This window comes from Pseudoflavonifractor sp., assembly GCF_050943825.1.
In the GTDB taxonomy this organism is placed as follows: domain Bacteria; phylum Bacillota; class Clostridia; order Oscillospirales; family Oscillospiraceae; genus Pseudoflavonifractor.
In genome coordinates, this window is record NZ_JBMNPX010000001.1 from 251586 (window position 1) to 268373 (window position 16788).

Below are 16788 nucleotides of genomic sequence, written 5' to 3' on the forward strand. Positions count from 1 at the left end.
TCCTTATCCCTGTTTTATAGCCTCCAGCACTCGCTCTGGTGTGGCGGGCAGACAGCGCATTCTGACACCCACGGCGTCGTGGATGGCGTTGAGCACCGCCGGGGTCATGGGCACGGTGGCCACCTCGGAGATTCCCTTGGCGCCGAAGGGCCCCAGAGGCTCCGGGTCCTCCACCAGAGCAATCTCGTAGGCCGGGGTCTCCCCTGCCTTGGGCAGGCCCAGTTTGCCGTAGTACAGGTTGACGGGCACGCCGTTCTCCGACGGGAAGGACTCCTGGAGAGCGTAACCGATGCCCATGGAGCAGCTGCCCTCAATCTGGCCCTCAATGATATGGGGGTTAATGGCCCGGCCCACATCGTGGGCTGCCACAACTTTCAGTACCTTCACCTTGCCGTTGGACTTGTCCACCTCCACGATGGCTGCCTGGGTGGTGTAGGCGTAGGCGGGATAGTTGCGGTACTCGTCGCCCTGGGTACGGCGAGCCTCCTCGTCCTCCAGCTTGTAGGTGGGGGGCGCCACGAAGTAATACTCCGCCTGCCGCCGCTCGCCCGGCTTCCAGGGGTTGGACTCACATTCCGTCTTCAGACGGGCGGCCGCCTCCACAACGGCGTGACCCGAGTTGAGGGTCTGCCGCTCGCTGACCGCCTGTCCGTGCCGCAGGGTACGGGAGGTGTCACCCGAGATAACGTCGATATCTTCAATCTTCCAGCCAGTGGCCTCAGCACAGATCTGGAGCATGGCGGTACGGAAGCCCTGGCCCATGTCGATGCCGGACACCCGCATCTCCAGCCGGCCGTCCTCTTTGATGGTGAGGATACAGCCGCCGTCGTCGGGCACGCCCTTGCCTACGCCCACGTTCTTATAGCCGCTGGCCACGCCCACGCCCAAGACCTTGTCCCCCTGGGGATACAGAGGCGCGTACTCTGCCACCGCCTCACGGGTCAGCTTTTCACAGAGGTTGATGGTATCCACAAGACCCACGCTGTGCTTGAGCAGCTCGCCGCCCACGGTGCGGGAGCCAATGCGCAGCGCGTTGCGCCGGCGGATCTCGAAGGGGTCCAGCCCCAGCTTTTCTGCCGCCTCGTCCATCAGGGTCTCGATGCAGATGGCGCCCTGGTTGATGCCGAATCCCCGGAAGGCGCCGCCCAGCACGTTGTTGGTGCGCACCGCCTTGCCCTTCACCGAGATGATGGGAATATGGTAAGGGCCACCGGCAAAGATGCAGCTCTGCATCAGCACGCCGCCGCTCAGGTTGTTATAGGGGCCGGCGTCAGAGCAGAGGGAGGCATCCAGATAGGAGAAAGTGCCATCAGCGTTAAAACCGACTTTATAGCTGGTATGGTAGGCGTGGCGCTTGGTGGACAGCAGCAGGGACTCCCGCCGGTCCAGCGTGATCATCACCGGACCGTTCATCACATGGGCTGCCACAGCCGCTGCCGCCTCGATGTGGGCATCGCACTTGCTGCCGAAGCCGCCGCCCAGATGGGTGCCCACCACCTTGATGGCACTCTCATCCATGGCCATGATGTGGCCCAGCATCCGCCGGATCTCAAAGGGAGACTGGGTGGTGGCGTACACCGTCAGCATCCCGTCCTCAATGCAGCCCATCGCGCACTCAGGCTCCAGACAGCCGTGCTCAATCCGCTCCAGCTCATAGTCGCCGGACACGGTCACCGCCGCCTGTCCTCTGGCCGCCTCCACGTCGCCGGTCTGGCGGCCGTTCTCCATGAGGATGGAGCCCTTGGCGATGCCGTCCTCAATGCTGTAAATACCGTCGGCAGCCTGCCAGCTGACCTTTACCGCCTGGGCCGCCGCTCTGGCCTGCTCCTCGCTCTCGGCCACCACCAGGGCCAGCATATCGCCCAGGAAGTTGAATTCTTCATCGCAGAATACAGGCTGCTCCCGGTCAAAGGTACCCAGCCGGTTCTCGCCGGGTACGTCCTTGGCTGTAATGACGCGGAGCACACCGGGCATAGCCTCCGCCTCGGACAGGTCCAGACCAGTGACCGTACCCTTGGGCGCAGGGGCCCACACGAAGGCGCCGTAGGCCATATCCTTGCGCACCATATCTCCGCAGTAGGCCAGGGTGCCGTCTGCCTTGGCAGGACCATCCAGGTCCCAGATGGACTTGCCCAGCACTCTGTGCTCCTGGGGCTCCTGCTCCTCCTGCTCACCCAGGGAGATGGTGCTGTGCTCCAGGAACCGAATCTCCTCCTGGCTGGGCTCCTCTCCCCGGAGCCGGGCCGCCGCCAGATAGACCGCCTCAATAATCTTTACGTAGCCGGTGCAGCGGCAGTAGTTGTGCTCCAGGGCCTTGACTATCTCCTGCTCGGTGGGATTGGGGTTCTTGTCCAGCAGCGCTTTGGCTGCCAGCACCATGCCCGGCGTGCAGAAGCCGCACTGGATGGCCCCCACGTCCAGAAACGCCTTCTGAATGGGATGAAGACCGCCGTCCTCCCCCTTCAGTCCCTCAATCGTGAGAATCTCGGCCCCGTCTATCCGGGACATCTTGGTAATACAGGAGCGGATGGGCCGCCCGTTCATCAGTACCGTACAGGCTCCGCAGTGGCCGGTTCCGCAACCGTTCTTTGCGCCCTTCAGGCATGCTGTTCCCCGCAGGTACCGAAGAAGGGTCATGTCCGGATCGCAAGTACAGGAGATCCGGTTCCCGTTCAGTACAAACTGAATCGCCGCTTCTTTCATGTCAACACTCCATCCATATATGCGGGAGCACCCGCTCGCCCAAAGCATTCTGCTCCCCGTCAAATCCTATCATATCTGTCATCGCCAGCATGATTGTGGCTTTTTTCACATACCGATTATATCAGATCATCCGCCTGTCTGCCTGGGATGCTTCACACAAACTTTCTTTTATTTCTTTGTGCATGAAAGCCGAAGCATAAACCAGCAGTTTTCGCTCTCTTTTTTCTACATTTTTTCTCATTTTCTATCATTCACTTCAAAATTGTGCGTTTTTTATCCGAAGTACATTTTGTGAAATATTCAACGCACCCTCCATAGGCCGTTGCCTTTTCTCACCTCCTCCAGTTTTGATTTTGTACGGTTCCAGTTTCTCTCCCATGATGTTTTTCCGCTGCCCAACTCTCTACATAAACTAGTATATCAGGTTCCTCACATTATGGAAGGGAGCTTTGGTATTCACATAGCCAGAGCTTCTTTGGAGGACATATCTTAACGCTTCTGTATAAAAAAGCGGCGGCCATATTGGCCGCCGCTCGCTCGGGACTATATAATGCATTGTCCTCCGGTCTCTGTGAACTCTTAAGGAGAGAGGACGAATTATTTTCTCATTTACAGTGCTTCTTGATACAGCTGCAGCACGTCCTCAAGCGTGGTGTGCCTCGGATTGCTGGTAGTTGCTCCGCTCTTCATTACATCCTCTGCCATCAGAGGAATTTTGTCCTCCGTTACGCCCACATCGGAGAGCTTCTCAGGCATTTTCAGTTCCTTCAGCAGATGGCGTACTTCATCGATCAGCAATGCAGCATCAAATTTGCTCGTCTCTCCGCAATGAATGTACTGATAAATCTCCTGGTAACGGCCTCTGTCTGCAGGCGCATTGTATTCCAGTACATAGGGAAGCAGGATTGCATTTGCCACACCATGAGCAACATGGAAATGTGCGCTCACAGGATGGGAGAGGGCGTGGACATTCCCCAGTCTTGCGCTTGAGAAAGCCAATCCAGCAAAATTGCTGCCAACCATCATCGCGCCGGCCGCCTCCTTGTCCTGACGGTCTGCCACAAACCTGCGAATATTCGCCCCAATCAGCGCCATTGCTTGTTTTGCCATCGCATCAGAAAAAGGTGTTGCTTCAAGAGAAAGATAGGCCTCCATCGCATGGATCAGTGCATCAATTCCGGTTGCCGCGGCAACAGAGGCGGGCAGAGAGTAGAGCAGTTCAGGATCCAGAATAACATGGCAGGGTAAAATCTCACGGCTGACCACGGAAAACTTATAATTTCGGACCGGGTCGCTGATTACAGCTGCCGCAGTCGCCTCACTTCCGGTTCCTGCAGTAGTTGGAATTGCAATCACAGGTACAAGGGGACCCGGGATCTGAGCGCGGCCCTCATATTGAACGATAGACCCCCCATACGAAACGAGAATGCTCGCCGCCTTCGCAACATCCATGGGACTGCCGCCTCCCAGTGCGATAATCCCGGAAGCGTCAAAGGCCAAATAAGCGTCTCTGGCTTTCTCCACTGTCGCAACGGACGGATTGGGCTCAACATCCACAAAAGGGAGCACATCCACCCCAGCTTCTTGGACAATGGTTTTGATCTTATCTACAACCCCAAGCTGTTCCAGGCTCCGGTCGGAAATAAGCAGAATGCGTTCCAGCTGCTTCTGCTTCAGCAGCGTGGACAGCTGAGACAGGCTTCCCTCTCCAAAGGAAATATTTTGCGGGATAGAAAACGTAAAATTGTGCATATAATTTGCTCCTTTGTATTCACCAGGTAACCGACAGGCTGACATCAGTCAGATACATTGCTGCTCCAAGCAGGAACGATGCGCCACCGGTCCGCAAAAACTGGTGGCGCATCGGTTCTGCCGGAATGGCTGTCTTACCTGGGATCTTCTATATGGCCGTTTTGCTATCTATATCTCTTACTCAAAAGACAGCTCAGTACGGCCGATAATATCCATCTGCAGCGGCTTGCTGAGCAGTACAAAGTACGCGCTGAAGCCGGCCACACGGACCAGGAGATCCTTGTAGTTCTCAGGGTGGACCATGGCATCCTTCATGGTATCGGCACTGATGATGTTGAACTGGCTGTGCATACCCTTCTTTGCGAAATAGGTATCAATCAGGTTGATGATGTTGTCCCGTCCCGCTTCTCCAGACAGGCACTCGGGAGAGAACTTCCAGTTCAGCAGCGTGCCGTTCGTACCGCGGGAATGATCCAGCTTTGTAACGGAATTGGTAATCGCGGTGGGACCGCTGACCTCGTGGCAGGAGGCAGCCGTATGTACGCCGCTCAGGTTATCGGAGATTGCCTCGCCAGCCTTCCGGCCGTCAGGAGACGCTCCCATAATTCCGCCAAGACCGGTATTGGTGGACACGGAGTAGATGCCGGGCGTAAATGTGCCGCCACGGGCATTGGGCCGCCGCTCCACATACTTGCAGTAGGTGTTGTAGACTTCCTTGGCGATGTCATCGGCAAAGTCGTCGTCGTTGCACCAGTGATGCACCTTCTCACTGTTGACCAGCGCATACAGGGCATCATAGCCCTCCCAGTTTTTCTTCAGGGCGTCAAGGAACTGTGCGCCTGTATACTTCTTCTCCTCGAAGACCAGCTGCTTGATGGCGCTCAGACCGTCCACCGTAGTTCCCAGGCCGTTGCCCTGGGGACCGGTATGGTTAAAGCGAGTGCCGCCGCGGGCAATGTCCTGTCCATTCTCTGCGCAATCAGGATAGAGAAGCGAGAGATAAGGCAGGGGCTTCATCCGCTGATGGACGCGATCCATCACGTTGAGTGCAGAGACCATCTTGTCCGTCCAGTACTTCATCTGAGCCTCAAAGGAAGCCCACAGCTCATCATAGGACTTGAAGTCGGCCAGGCTACCGGTGGAGGGACCCAGTTTGCTGCCCACTCCGGCGCAGGTCTTATACATGGGGCACTGGTCGCTGCAGTTGGTGCACTGGCCATTGTTGAGGGCCAGCTCAAGGACCTTGGCAATATTGTAGTACGCGGCATCGTGCCAGCCGTACTCCTTACCCGGCGTGTCGATTTCCACGCAGCCGACGACTGCGTAATCGCGGGCCTCCTCCAGCGTTCTGCCCTTGGACATGGCGGCAGGAATGGCTGCCTCATCATTGTAGACCTTCGGATGACCATAGCCGGCGCGGATGGCTTCCGCCACCTTTACCTTCAGCTCATAGGGGGTATTGGCATGCATTCTGACACAGAGCCAGGGCACAATGAGTCGGGTATGGACGCTGGCGTCAATCATCATGAAGGTCAGGTCGTTTGTGGCATCCTGGCCTCTCTTATCCACGCCGCCCACCGTCAGGCTCTCGCCGGCAAATGCCTGGCCTGCATTGTACAGCTTGGACATGGGCTTGAGCTTGGTGTTGCTGCCGGCCTTGATGTAGGCCAGCTCCAGCAGTTCCTGCATGAACGCCTTGGTGAGCAGCCCCTCGTCCAGGGACTTTTTGTAATAGGGGTAGAGCCACTGATCCATGCGGCCGTAGGACACAGAGTGTCCGTTGGACTCAATGAGGATCATGTCGGTTGCAATGTGCCACAGCTGCAGAGCCTCCCAGAAATCCCGTGCGGGACCTTCCGCCACCTGCGCGCAGTTGGATGCAATGCGGAGCAGCTCTGCCTTACGCTTTTCATCCTTTTCCTCAGCAGCCATCTTTTCCGCCAGTGCGGCATAGCGCTTGACATAGTGAATCGCTGCATTCACGCAGATGAGCTCAGCCTTGTAGAAATCCCGCTTCTCAGAATCCGGGTTCTCGCTGGCCTCGACCTCGTTCAGCTTATTCTGAATCTTGTCTCTGATGCTTCCGAAGCCATTGGCCATCAGCATCTCGTAGTCGGCCACCAGATGCCCAACGCCCGCCTGGTAATAGAGATTGAGGAAATAGATTCCCTTACCCATATGACTGCCCTTACGCTCATCGTACTCCCAATCAGCGTCAATGGCATCGGCCAGGGTCTTGCCGGGCCAGTACTCCGTCATATAGTTGAAGTCCTCCACTGCCCCGTCCTTCATTTCAAAGGTATCTCTGTCGCGCTTGTTGAAGGGGGTTGTGGCCATTTCATTTTTAATCCAGTGATAGGAAAATTCGGGGAACACTGCCGCGGCCTTGAAGGGTGCAGCGGCCTCACCTACGATCATCTCATCGGGATAGATGTGGATGTCCACATTGGTCAGAACCATCTCGAACGCTTTGGCGACCTTCAGAATCTGAGGATAGTTTTCAAATTTCTTGTAGGCCTCCGTGACCAGCATTCCACGCTGCGTGTCCACGTAAAAAGGTGTGTCCAGGAATTCCTGTCTTGTCTTGTTTACCCTGGGAAAGGGAGAATACTCGTGGGTACCAACCTGGTAGCCGACTCCGTAATGCTGGTCATAGCGGTCATATCCTTGCGCTTTACAGGTGCTCATATCATATGCTCCTTTCAAAAATGAGTGTTCCTTGCTATCCGTTTATGTATGGTTGATTTTCTGGGTGGTTCCTGCAGCAGCCGGGAGGCCAAATGAAATCATATAGTCCACCATCTCCTTAATTCTGGCCTCAAACTCCGAGCGATCCGGATTGCAGTTCTCCATGATATACGGATAACCAAGTGAGCGGTACTTATCCTCACCCAGCCTGCGGAACCTTAAAAACTGGATTTGAACGGGTTTTGTCTCCAGCTGCCGCAGAAAATCAGAAACCGCTTTGATGTGTTCCATGCTGTCGTTTACATTGGGTATAATGGGCAGGCGAATCACAAACGGCGTGGAAGATTGTGCCAGGCAGCGAATGTTGTCCAGAATCCGTTCATTGCCCGCTCCCGTCCACTGACGATGTACTTCTGTGTCCATATGCTTAATATCTGTAATGAACAGGTCGGTATAAGGCAGTACCTCCACGAGAGCAGTCCGGTCGACATTGAGGGCGCTCTCCACGCAGGTGTGAATTTCCTTTTCCCTGCATTGCTGCAGAATTTCCTTGGTAAATTTCCACTGCAGAAGCGCCTCGCCGCCGGAGATGGTTACACCTCCGCCGGATCTCCGGTAAAACTCCATATCGCGCTCAATGGCCTCCACGACTTCCCCGGAGGACATGACTTTTCCCCATGCCTTCAGCGCGTTTGACGGGCACGCTTCACTGCATTCCATACAGTCTGTACAGCGTTCACGGTCAATGCTGTTAATTCCGCCATCCAGAAATTGCAGGGCGTCCTGGGTACATACCTTGGTGCAGCTCTTGCAGCCGATGCACTTGTCCCGGTATACGCCCACCTCGATTTTGCTGTGCAGGCTCTCCGGATTACTGCACCATTTGCATCTCAGGGAGCAGCCCTTCAGGAAAATCTCGGTACGGATGCCGGGTCCGTCATGAATCGTAAACCGCTGAATATTGAAAACGGTCCCTTTTTCCATGCCAGCGCCTCACTTCTCCGCCGCAACCTTTTGGGCGGCGCGGGGGCCGGTCTCACGGGCGAGCAGGATGGGCACAATACCGATAATGCCAATCGAGGTAGTAACCGCCAGAGAGGTGGCGTTATCAAACATACCGGCGGTCAGGAATGCCGAATTGATCATGGGGAGCAGCACCGCGCTCAGCTTGCCAAATACAAACCAGAACGATGCGGCCAGTCCGGCATTGATGCCGCCGACCTCCTTGGACTCCAGAAGCATGCCCTGAGGACCTGTGACAGCCCAGCCGTGCATAAAGCCACCGATGAAGATCAGAAGGCCAGTCGTCATGAAGTTGAACGGCAAAACCAGTGCCAGCGCTTCGCAGCCGCAGGAGAGGAGGAATGCCAGTGCGATAAAAGGCTTGCGAAGGCCCACCTTCTGGGAGATAATGGGGCAGAGCCAATAGCCCAGAGTAGAGCCCACACTCAGCACAGCACACACGCTGGAGGCAGTCTGCAGTTCGATGCCGCCAATCTCCGACAGCACGGAGGGAGCGAGGGACATCCACAGGTTGATCGTTCCAAAGAAGAAGAAAGTACCCAGGAAGATCAGCCAGATCTGACGGCTGCCGAAGATCTGCTTCACACCCATCAGGAAGGTATGGTGCTCCACATCCACCTTCATATCACGGTTCAGGGCGCTGTCCTTGTCGCTGACAGAGGGGACAAAGAACACCCACACCACCGCAAGTGCGATAAAGATAATGCCGAACATGGAGTAGACGGTTTTCCAGCTGCCCAGAAGGCCCACCAGAGGCAGGAAGGTGATATAGCCCAGCACACCGGCAATGCCCTGGCCCACAGAGATGAAGGAGGTTACCATGTATACATCTTTTCTGCCGAACCAGTAGGTGGAGATTTTGTTGTTCGCAGGATTGAGCAGAGCCTGGAGGACACCGTTAAGTACAAAGATGACATAGAGCAGGTTAAAATTGGTGCTCAGGCCTCGCGCAATCAGAGCAATGCCGAGAAGAACCATGGTGATGATCATGACAACCTTGGTTCTGAATTTATCCAGGATCGGGCCGGTAAAGAAGGAAAAAATCATCGATCCCAGAGAGATGGAGCCAATCAGGGCGCCAACCTGCACGGTGGTCAGCTGCATATCCTGGGCCAGTGTGGGGACCAGCAGGCCCAGAGAAGAGCCCATGACATAGAAGCAAAGGCCAGAGTTGAGAATCAGCAGAAGCAGAACAAAATATCTGCGTTTACTGTTTTGATAGTCCATTTTTACAGTTCCCTCCGTTTGAAATACGTTCTGAGCAAATAGGTTACCGCTCTTTTCCGCTTACCGCAGCAGCTGCAAGGAGAATGGCACGGTACTTGTTCTCGTGAGAGGTCCCTCTTGAGGTCAGGACAATGGGCGCTGCGGCTCCAGCCACCACAGATACTGTCTTGACAGGCACAAACCGTCCCAACAGCTTCACCGCCAGATTTCCTGCCAGCACATTCGGCATGAGCAGTATATCCGCATCACCGGCGACTGCGCTCTCATAGTGCTTCTTCTGCGCGATGGATTCACTCAGCGCAATATCCATTGAAATGGGGCCCTCTACCAGGCAGTCCGTAATCTCCCCTCCCCGGTTCATGTCTGCCAGACATTTGGCATCTGTTGAGTCCGGTATCTTCGGGTTAACGGTTTCAGACGCAGAAAGCACAGCCACTTTGGGATTTTCAATTCCCAGGCTCTTCAATGTCTCCACTGCGTTTTCCAAAATGCCCTTCTTCTGTTCCAGATTGGGGTTGGCTGTGATGCCGCAGTCTGTGACTGTGAGCAGCTTGTGATAACCCGGAATCTCCATCACGGAGACCAGTGAAATCACGCGCCCCCTGTTCAGGCCATGTTCCTTGTTGACAACAGGCCGCATCAAATCAGCTGTCTGCATCAGCCCCTTCATCAGGATATCCGCCTCGCCCTGCTTCACCAGGTCTACGGCAATTCTGGCAGCATCCGCATTGCTTTCGGCGTCAACGATCCATGTATCCGGAATGTCCGCCTGCTGTTCCTGCAGCAGCGTACGAATCCGCTTGGCGTCACCTATCAGAACGGGCTGTACCACCCCATTGTGATAGGCCTCCAGAACCACATGGAGAACGCCGGCATCCTCCGCTGCGGCAACTGCCATCTTCCTCCTTGGCTGAGCCTCTGCATGCGCAAAAAGTTCATCCAATGTTTTCACTACCACTTCAGAATCTCCCATCCTTTCTCTCTGATTTTTTATTCAACGCTCCCTCTCACAGTGTCTGTCTAATGAAGCAGCTATTTCTGTATTTAAATTTTCCTATCCCCTGTTATATCAAACATGAATCAGGGTTTTGATATCTGCTCCTCGCGCGCTGTGAAGCTGCTCCAGTGCTGCCGGCACATCCTGTAACTCTATTTCTGAAGTAATCATCTGCTCAGTGTCTATCTTCCCGCAGCGGATCAGATCCATGGCAACACACCAGTCACTGTCGTTCTGGCCTGCGGAATGACTGCTGATCCACGACCCGAATACCCTGAGCTCCTTCCGCAGAATTCCATGACATGCTTTGGCATCCAGTAGGACATCTGATTCAAATATGCCCACCATAACCACTTCACCGCCCGGACTGGCCGCATTCAAGGCACAATTTAGTCCGGTAACCTGCCCTGAGCACTCCAGCACAGCCGGTACGCCGTCAGCATATCCCCTGGCAGCCAGTCGCTCCGCAACAGACTCCTTCGTACAGTTGACAAACCCAAAGCCCAAGCTGCGCACCAGCTCTGCTTTGCGGTCGCTGAAGCCTACAACAACTGTATCCTGCGTCCCCATGGCTCTCAGTGCCTGGGCCGCCAGCAGCCCTATGGGGCCGGTCCCAATCACTACGGAACTCTTCGGTATTTCACGCAGAAGCCGTATCGCATGGACTGTTACCGCAGTGGGTTCAATCAGAGCACCGCTGCGCAGAGAGAGCCCTGCCAGCGGAATGACGTTGCGCGCCGGGTAATTGACGTACTCTGCAAATCCTCCATCCCGCGCGGCGCCAACAAACGTATAAGACTGACATTTGGAATAGTCCTTATTCTGACAGTGAATACAGTGTCCGCAGCCAATGATTCCGTAAGCAGTGACCTCTTTGCCTATCAGCCCGTCCCCTTCTTCATCGGCGGCCTCTACGACCACGCCGGTAATCTCGTGCCCCGGAATATGCGGGTAACGGAGAGAGCCATCGTAAACAATATGGAGATCTGTACCGCATACACCGCAGTATTTTACTGCAATCCGCACCTCTCCAGGCTTGAGCGCCGGTATTGGGACCTGCTTATAGACAAGATGCTGATGCTTCTCCAGGACCACAGCATTCATTTTCATGTCCGAAAACTCCTCTCCCGTTAAATGAGAGTATTGCAGCATCAATAGCGGACTTTGGTTCCCCAGTCCAGACGCATGTTCCAATCGTCCCAGTCCTCCGGCTTGTCGGGCGTGTAGTTTGCCAGAGAGGTGGTCACCCGGGTGACATTCATCAGATTATAATACTGCAGGTTCTCAGACAGGCTGTTGTTGCCCCAGGAACCACATCCAATTGTAACGGTGGGCGCAATCGCGTTGCGGGCGCCGATGGTGGGCTGCTCGATATGGAAGCGGCCAACGGGCAGGAGACTGGCTGCGTAGCTGATATGGTCCTCGTGCTTGCTCCAGATGCTGCTGCTGTGTCCGGCGCCCTCATATTCCAGATTGGCAATGGCGATATTCACCGCATCCTCAAACTCCGTATAGGTCGTGTACCGGATGACGGGACAGAGGATCTCCTTGCAGAGCATGTCCTCTCTTCCCCGAGCCTGATTCTTCAGCACAATAACCTTGGTCCCTTCCGGAATATCAATGCCGAAGATTTCTCCCAGCTGACGGGCAGACCGTCCCACAACGCCCCGGTTGATCTGGTGCGTGGGGAAAATGATGCTGCGGATTTTATCAATCGTTTCAGAATCTGTAATGACATAGGCCCCGGCAGCTCTGAGTGCATCCAGCATCTCCTGCTCACGGGCAGCGGGAATAATCATTGTCTGCTCGCCGGTGCAGGGTACGCCTTCATCCATGGAGCGGTTGGCGACACAGGTCGCTGCAATGCGTTTGAAGTCCTCATAGTCCGCATCCACGATGGCCTGGCAATTGCCCTGACCCACGCCATAGGCCGGACGGCCGGCAGAATAGACAGCCTTTACCATTCCGGCGCCGCCAGTGGCAATATTCACATCCGCCTGCTTGAGCAGTTCTGTCGTCATTTCGATAGAGGGTTCCTCAATACACTGCACCAGATCGATGGGCGCGCCCAGCTTTTCAAGCGTCTCCCGGATAATCTGTGTGGTGTGGGTGGAGCCCTTTGCAGAAGCAGGGTGCGAAGCAATGATGATAGCGTTGCGGCTCTTCAGCGCCATCATGCTGTTGCCGATCACCGTGGCAATAGGATTGGTGCTGGGCATAACCGCGCCGATCACGCCCATAGGCTTTGCGATGATTTTGATGCCCGGCTCGGAAAAGTCATCGATTACGCCGACGGAGGGGCGTCCCTTCATAAAGTTCCAGTTGCGCAAGGTAACGCTATGGAGCTTCGCCATCTTGCCTTCCAGGCTTCCCATTCCCGTCTCAGCCACAGCCTCTTCACAGAGCATTCTGGCGTTGTCATAAATTGCTTTGCCCACATCATGAACCACACGGTCTACGGCCTCTTGTGTGACAAACGTGCGCTCATAGGCCTTCTGCGCCGCTTTTCCTTTTTCCACCAGGTTCATAATGTAGTTCTGTACATATTCCGGAGTCTGATTCGCCATTTGTATCTCCCCCTTAATATTTTAGATAATCTCTTACAGGACCATTGCCTCTCTCTGACCTCTGAGGACCTGGAGCACACCGTCAACCATGGCTTCCGCCTCCCGCTCGCCAGGATAGACGCGCACAGGAGCGATATCGCCCAAGTAATGCTTGATATCACTCACAATCCGTTTGGAGTACGAGATGCCGCCTGTAAGAAGAATCGCATCAATATCACGGAACTGCAGTGCAGCGCATTGCGCGCCAATTTCTTTGGCTACCTGATAGGCAAACGCCCGCAGAATCAAATCTGCTTTCTCATCGCCATTTTCAGCCATTTCTTCTGCGGCTCTGCAGTCGGTGACACCAAGGTAGGCAGCAAAACCGCCTTCCTTCATAATCATCTTTTCCATTTCTTTATAAGTATACTTGCCGCTGTAACACATCTCAATCAGCGGCATAGTCGGCAGTGTCCCCGTTCTGGTAGGACTGAAAGGCCCGCTGCAGCCCGCACCGCAGTTACTGCTGTCTACAATACGGCCATACTCATGTGCGCCAATGGAGACGCCTCCACCCAAATGGGCGACAACAAATTTGCATGCCTCATAGGGCTTGCCAAGTTCAGCTGCTGCCAGGCGTGCGATTGCCTTTTGATTCAATGTGTGCTGTACACTCACCCACTCAAATTTGGGGTGACCGGTAATGCGCGCCACATCTTTGAACTCATTAACGTGTACTGTATCCACCATATAAATCGGAATGTTGCGGCCCTCCATCAGCTCTTCCAAAAGAGGAACCGTCAACCCGGCTGAATGCCGGATCACTCCGTCAGGCTCATAGAGCGCATAGATATCTTTGCGCAGCACCTCACCAATCTGGTATGTACCACTTTTTACACATCTGCGCAGGCCTACCATTCGTACAACCGCGGCGTCAATGCGATCCAGTGAAATGTTGCTTTCCCTCAGCCACTTTTGGATACATTGCTTTCGCATCGCAATCTGTTCCTTTTGGGTTGGTGCAGCCAGCATTTCTTCGTCTGTGTGCCTCGCGGTAAATTCCTGAAACAGTTTTTCATCTTCGTAAATCGATACTTTGGTAGAGGTAGAGCCCAGGTTCAAATTGAGTATTACAAACAATTTACCAACTCCTTTCTCAGCATGAATCAGAAATCGAATAAGGGGCACCGCTCAGTTCTCCTGCCTGGAAGAAAAACATACATGTGGTATGTCCTTATTCTTGCCATATTTATAAAGCAAGTGGCGTGCCAACATTCGATGTGTTATCACAAAAAGGAAAACGCCAACAATTATGCCCACTAGCCGAGATTTCGGACCTATTGCAGGCATTCATTGTTGGCGCTTACCAAACATATCTTACTACCAAGTTTCGTTTTTGATACTTAAATTGATACTAGTCTCATTTATGAATCACAGTTGAGACTCCATTAGAAATTATCTCCGTTCTCTCCTTCCGCTCCTCCACTCTTTCTGGTCAACTGGATTTGATATGCTTTAATCCGCCGGTAGATTGTTGCCTTGCTGAAGCCCAACAGCTTTCCCGCTGCAACCACATTTCCTCCGCATTGGCGCAGTGCGTCCAATATCTGCCGCTTTTCAAACTCTTTTACACTCACCGGTGCTCTTTCCGGCACTGCTTCAGTTCGCTGCGCTGGTGTAATAGGTGCTTTGGACATTCCCATCTGTTCCAGAACATATTGGGGCAGATCCTTCTTCATGATTACAGGCCCTGAGCTTGCATAAAATCCACGTGTTACAACATTTCGGAGTTCTCGTACATTTCCGGGCCATGAGTATTGCGTCAGTATACTATAAAATTCTGCCGAGAACTCCTTAAAATCCTGGGCGCTATTTCGATTCATCTCTTCCAGAAAATGATTTGCCAGTATACATACGTCGTTTCCGCGCGCTCTCAAGGGCGGAATATCATATTTCAAAACACTGAGTCTGAAATACAAATCGCTTCTGAATTTTCCGCGCTTCACCTCTTCGTACAGGTTTCTGTTTGTGGCTGCGACAACACGGAAGTTCAAACTTCGCTCTGCTTTGGCTCCAATCCTCCTAACCCTGTGGTTGTCCAAAACCCTCAGCAATGTCGCTTGAATCTCCAATGGCAGTTCACCAATCTCGTCCAGAAAAATTGTTCCGCCATCTGCAAGCTCAAATTTTCCCGGACTTCCTTCGCTCCGCGCCCCTGTAAAAGAACCTTTTTCGTAGCCGAAAAGCTCACTTTCAATAAGGGACCTTGGGAGCGAACCACAGTTTACTGTAACGAAAGGTCCTTCATTCCAGTCACTCTCAGTATGTAAGGCATGCGCAAACAATTCCTTTCCTGTCCCGCTTTCACCCTCCAGCAGAATACAATGCCCTGTACTGCTCACACGCCTTAACATGTCCTTCAACGCCATAATGCCGCTATCCTGTGAGAGAATATTATCAAAGGTATAGCTAGCGTGGTTTCCCGGCTTCTTCATCGAAGATTGTTCACTGCGCTGGGGTCTGCGCAATGTAATAAGCGCTCCTTCACGTTTTCCTTCCTCCAGCATAGGGGTTACGGTGACTCCACAGACTACTTCACCCTCTCCTATATGGAGCGGATATTCCGCGTAAGTAAACGGAACCGTCTCATGCATCAGTCTGTTCTCCAAATGCTCTGCACGGAAAACCTGTCTGAAGTCAAGAGATACAACCGACTTCTGCGGCAGTTGGAGTATGGCTGCAGCCCTGTTGTTTGCCGTAACCGCATGGCATTGCTCGTCCAGGACAATGATCCCCTCTGTCATCAGATTGAATACTTTCTGCACCATCTGCGATGATTCTTTCAGATTTAGCTCCGATTGGATGAGCAGCGCCATCTGCTTTACAAGGGCTCTGGTGTGTGAAGACAGCTTTTTATAGTCTCCAAACATATTAATACACCCAATTACTTCGCCGTTTTTTGCATGAATAGGCGAGGCTGTACATGCCAGACCCCCAAGATTTTCTTTAAAGTGCTCCGCACCTATCAGCTGTACATCCTGATCCAGCCGGATACAAAGCGACGGAGCGCAGGTGCCAATTGTCTTCTCGTCCCATGCTGCACCTATATTAAAGCCCGCTGAAGACCTGTAGAAGCCCTGATCATCACCGGCAAACATATGGCAGATAAGGCGGCAATTCTTGTCGTGTAATGTCAATGCACACTGTGTTCCCTCGATATAGTCTACCGTTCTTGACATCAACGGATATGCCACATCAAGCAGAGCTTGGTTCTCATTTAATAGTTTTTTAACTTCAGGATCTGGTAAAAATGCGTAATTCTTATTTTTTTCAGTAGGATTTACACCGTATTTTATACTGCGTTTCCACGACTCTGCAATCTCCGGGCGCACGAACTCACAAATCTCCCCTGTTTCAATGAAGGTTCTCCAATATTGCTTAAGTAATGCAAACGCCTTTGACTCTACTCCGGGTCTTACTGGCTCAACAGAACTATTCTCTTTTTGCGCTTTTATATTGTAAACGTCCTCTACAAGATGTGACTCTGTATGTTCAACATTGCCGCTGTACATCTCTACTCCTCCAACTCTCTATAACGTTCTTCTGTCAAACAGATTTATCTGTCTTCATATAGAGGCACAAATGACGGTTACTCCATTCCTTATATTTCTCAAAGATTATCTTTTTTGAGACTTAAGTTTCTCATATTTTAACACACTCCTATCATTTTGACCAGTTCTTCCTTTATGCTATATACAGAGAACCGCCGGGGATCGCAGTCTTTGGCGACACCCCGACGGTCTCATCTTTTCCTTTATTCACATGGAAACAGGCATGGCGCTCTTTTGCTTC

10 protein-coding genes are annotated in these 16788 nt (G+C 53.3%); all 10 read right to left on the bottom strand.

Translation table 11 applies throughout. The features are described 5' to 3' along the window. Nucleotides 1-3: 3 nt before the first annotated feature. On the bottom strand, nucleotides 4-2703 hold the full coding sequence (locus ACOX7T_RS01270; RefSeq protein WP_433439080.1) for a molybdopterin cofactor-binding domain-containing protein: 2700 nt from the start codon (nucleotides 2701-2703) through the stop codon (nucleotides 4-6). A 609-nt stretch (nucleotides 2704-3312) separates the two neighbouring features. Then, nucleotides 3313-4455 carry an iron-containing alcohol dehydrogenase gene (locus tag ACOX7T_RS01275; RefSeq protein WP_433439082.1) on the bottom strand — a complete coding sequence of 381 codons (1143 nt, stop codon included), beginning with the start codon at nucleotides 4453-4455 and terminating at the stop codon, nucleotides 3313-3315. Between the two features lie 177 nt (nucleotides 4456-4632). After that, complete coding sequence (gene hpfG / locus ACOX7T_RS01280) at nucleotides 4633-7143, bottom strand: (2S)-3-sulfopropanediol dehydratase (protein WP_433439085.1); 2511 nt, start codon at nucleotides 7141-7143, stop codon at nucleotides 4633-4635. Between the two features lie 42 nt (nucleotides 7144-7185). Next, nucleotides 7186-8127 carry a glycyl-radical enzyme activating protein gene (locus ACOX7T_RS01285; RefSeq protein ID WP_433439087.1) on the bottom strand — a complete coding sequence of 314 codons (942 nt, stop codon included), beginning with the start codon at nucleotides 8125-8127 and terminating at the stop codon, nucleotides 7186-7188. A 9-nt stretch (nucleotides 8128-8136) separates the two neighbouring features. Continuing rightward, nucleotides 8137-9393: an MFS transporter gene (locus ACOX7T_RS01290; protein ID WP_433439089.1), complete on the bottom strand. Its 1257-nt coding sequence runs from the start codon at nucleotides 9391-9393 to the stop codon at nucleotides 8137-8139. A 43-nt stretch (nucleotides 9394-9436) separates the two neighbouring features. Beyond that, nucleotides 9437-10351 (bottom strand): phosphate acyltransferase, encoded by a 915-nt coding sequence (locus ACOX7T_RS01295; protein WP_433439090.1) that lies wholly within the window; start codon nucleotides 10349-10351, stop codon nucleotides 9437-9439. Nucleotides 10352-10462: 111 nt separating this feature from the next. Further along, nucleotides 10463-11500 (bottom strand): alcohol dehydrogenase catalytic domain-containing protein, encoded by a 1038-nt coding sequence (locus ACOX7T_RS01300; protein WP_433439093.1) that lies wholly within the window; start codon nucleotides 11498-11500, stop codon nucleotides 10463-10465. Between the two features lie 41 nt (nucleotides 11501-11541). Further along, entirely contained in the window at nucleotides 11542-12957 is a 1416-nt protein-coding gene (locus tag ACOX7T_RS01305) for an aldehyde dehydrogenase family protein (protein ID WP_433439095.1), read from the bottom strand. A gap of 33 nt (nucleotides 12958-12990) precedes the next feature. Next, on the bottom strand, nucleotides 12991-14124 hold the full coding sequence (gene buk, locus ACOX7T_RS01310) for a butyrate kinase (RefSeq protein WP_433439098.1): 1134 nt from the start codon (nucleotides 14122-14124) through the stop codon (nucleotides 12991-12993). Nucleotides 14125-14384: 260 nt separating this feature from the next. After that, the gene (locus tag ACOX7T_RS01315) at nucleotides 14385-16508 is read right to left on the bottom strand and encodes a sigma-54-dependent Fis family transcriptional regulator (RefSeq protein WP_433439100.1); all 2124 of its coding nucleotides are present in this window, start codon (nucleotides 16506-16508) and stop codon (nucleotides 14385-14387) included. Nucleotides 16509-16788: the final 280 nt, after the last annotated feature.

What these genes read in the sequence shown, in the direction of transcription:
- ACOX7T_RS01270 (WP_433439080.1), bottom strand. Translation starts at nt 2,703, where the DNA reads ATGAAAGAAGCGGCGATTCAGTTTGTACTGAACGGGAACCGGATCTCC.
- ACOX7T_RS01275 (WP_433439082.1), bottom strand. Translation starts at nt 4,455, where the DNA reads ATGCACAATTTTACGTTTTCTATCCCGCAAAATATTTCCTTTGGAGAG.
- hpfG (WP_433439085.1), bottom strand. Translation starts at nt 7,143, where the DNA reads ATGAGCACCTGTAAAGCGCAAGGATATGACCGCTATGACCAGCATTAC.
- ACOX7T_RS01285 (WP_433439087.1), bottom strand. Translation starts at nt 8,127, where the DNA reads ATGGAAAAAGGGACCGTTTTCAATATTCAGCGGTTTACGATTCATGAC.
- ACOX7T_RS01290 (WP_433439089.1), bottom strand. Translation starts at nt 9,393, where the DNA reads ATGGACTATCAAAACAGTAAACGCAGATATTTTGTTCTGCTTCTGCTG.
- ACOX7T_RS01300 (WP_433439093.1), bottom strand. Translation starts at nt 11,500, where the DNA reads ATGAAAATGAATGCTGTGGTCCTGGAGAAGCATCAGCATCTTGTCTAT.
- ACOX7T_RS01305 (WP_433439095.1), bottom strand. Translation starts at nt 12,957, where the DNA reads ATGGCGAATCAGACTCCGGAATATGTACAGAACTACATTATGAACCTG.
- ACOX7T_RS01315 (WP_433439100.1), bottom strand. Translation starts at nt 16,508, where the DNA reads ATGTACAGCGGCAATGTTGAACATACAGAGTCACATCTTGTAGAGGAC.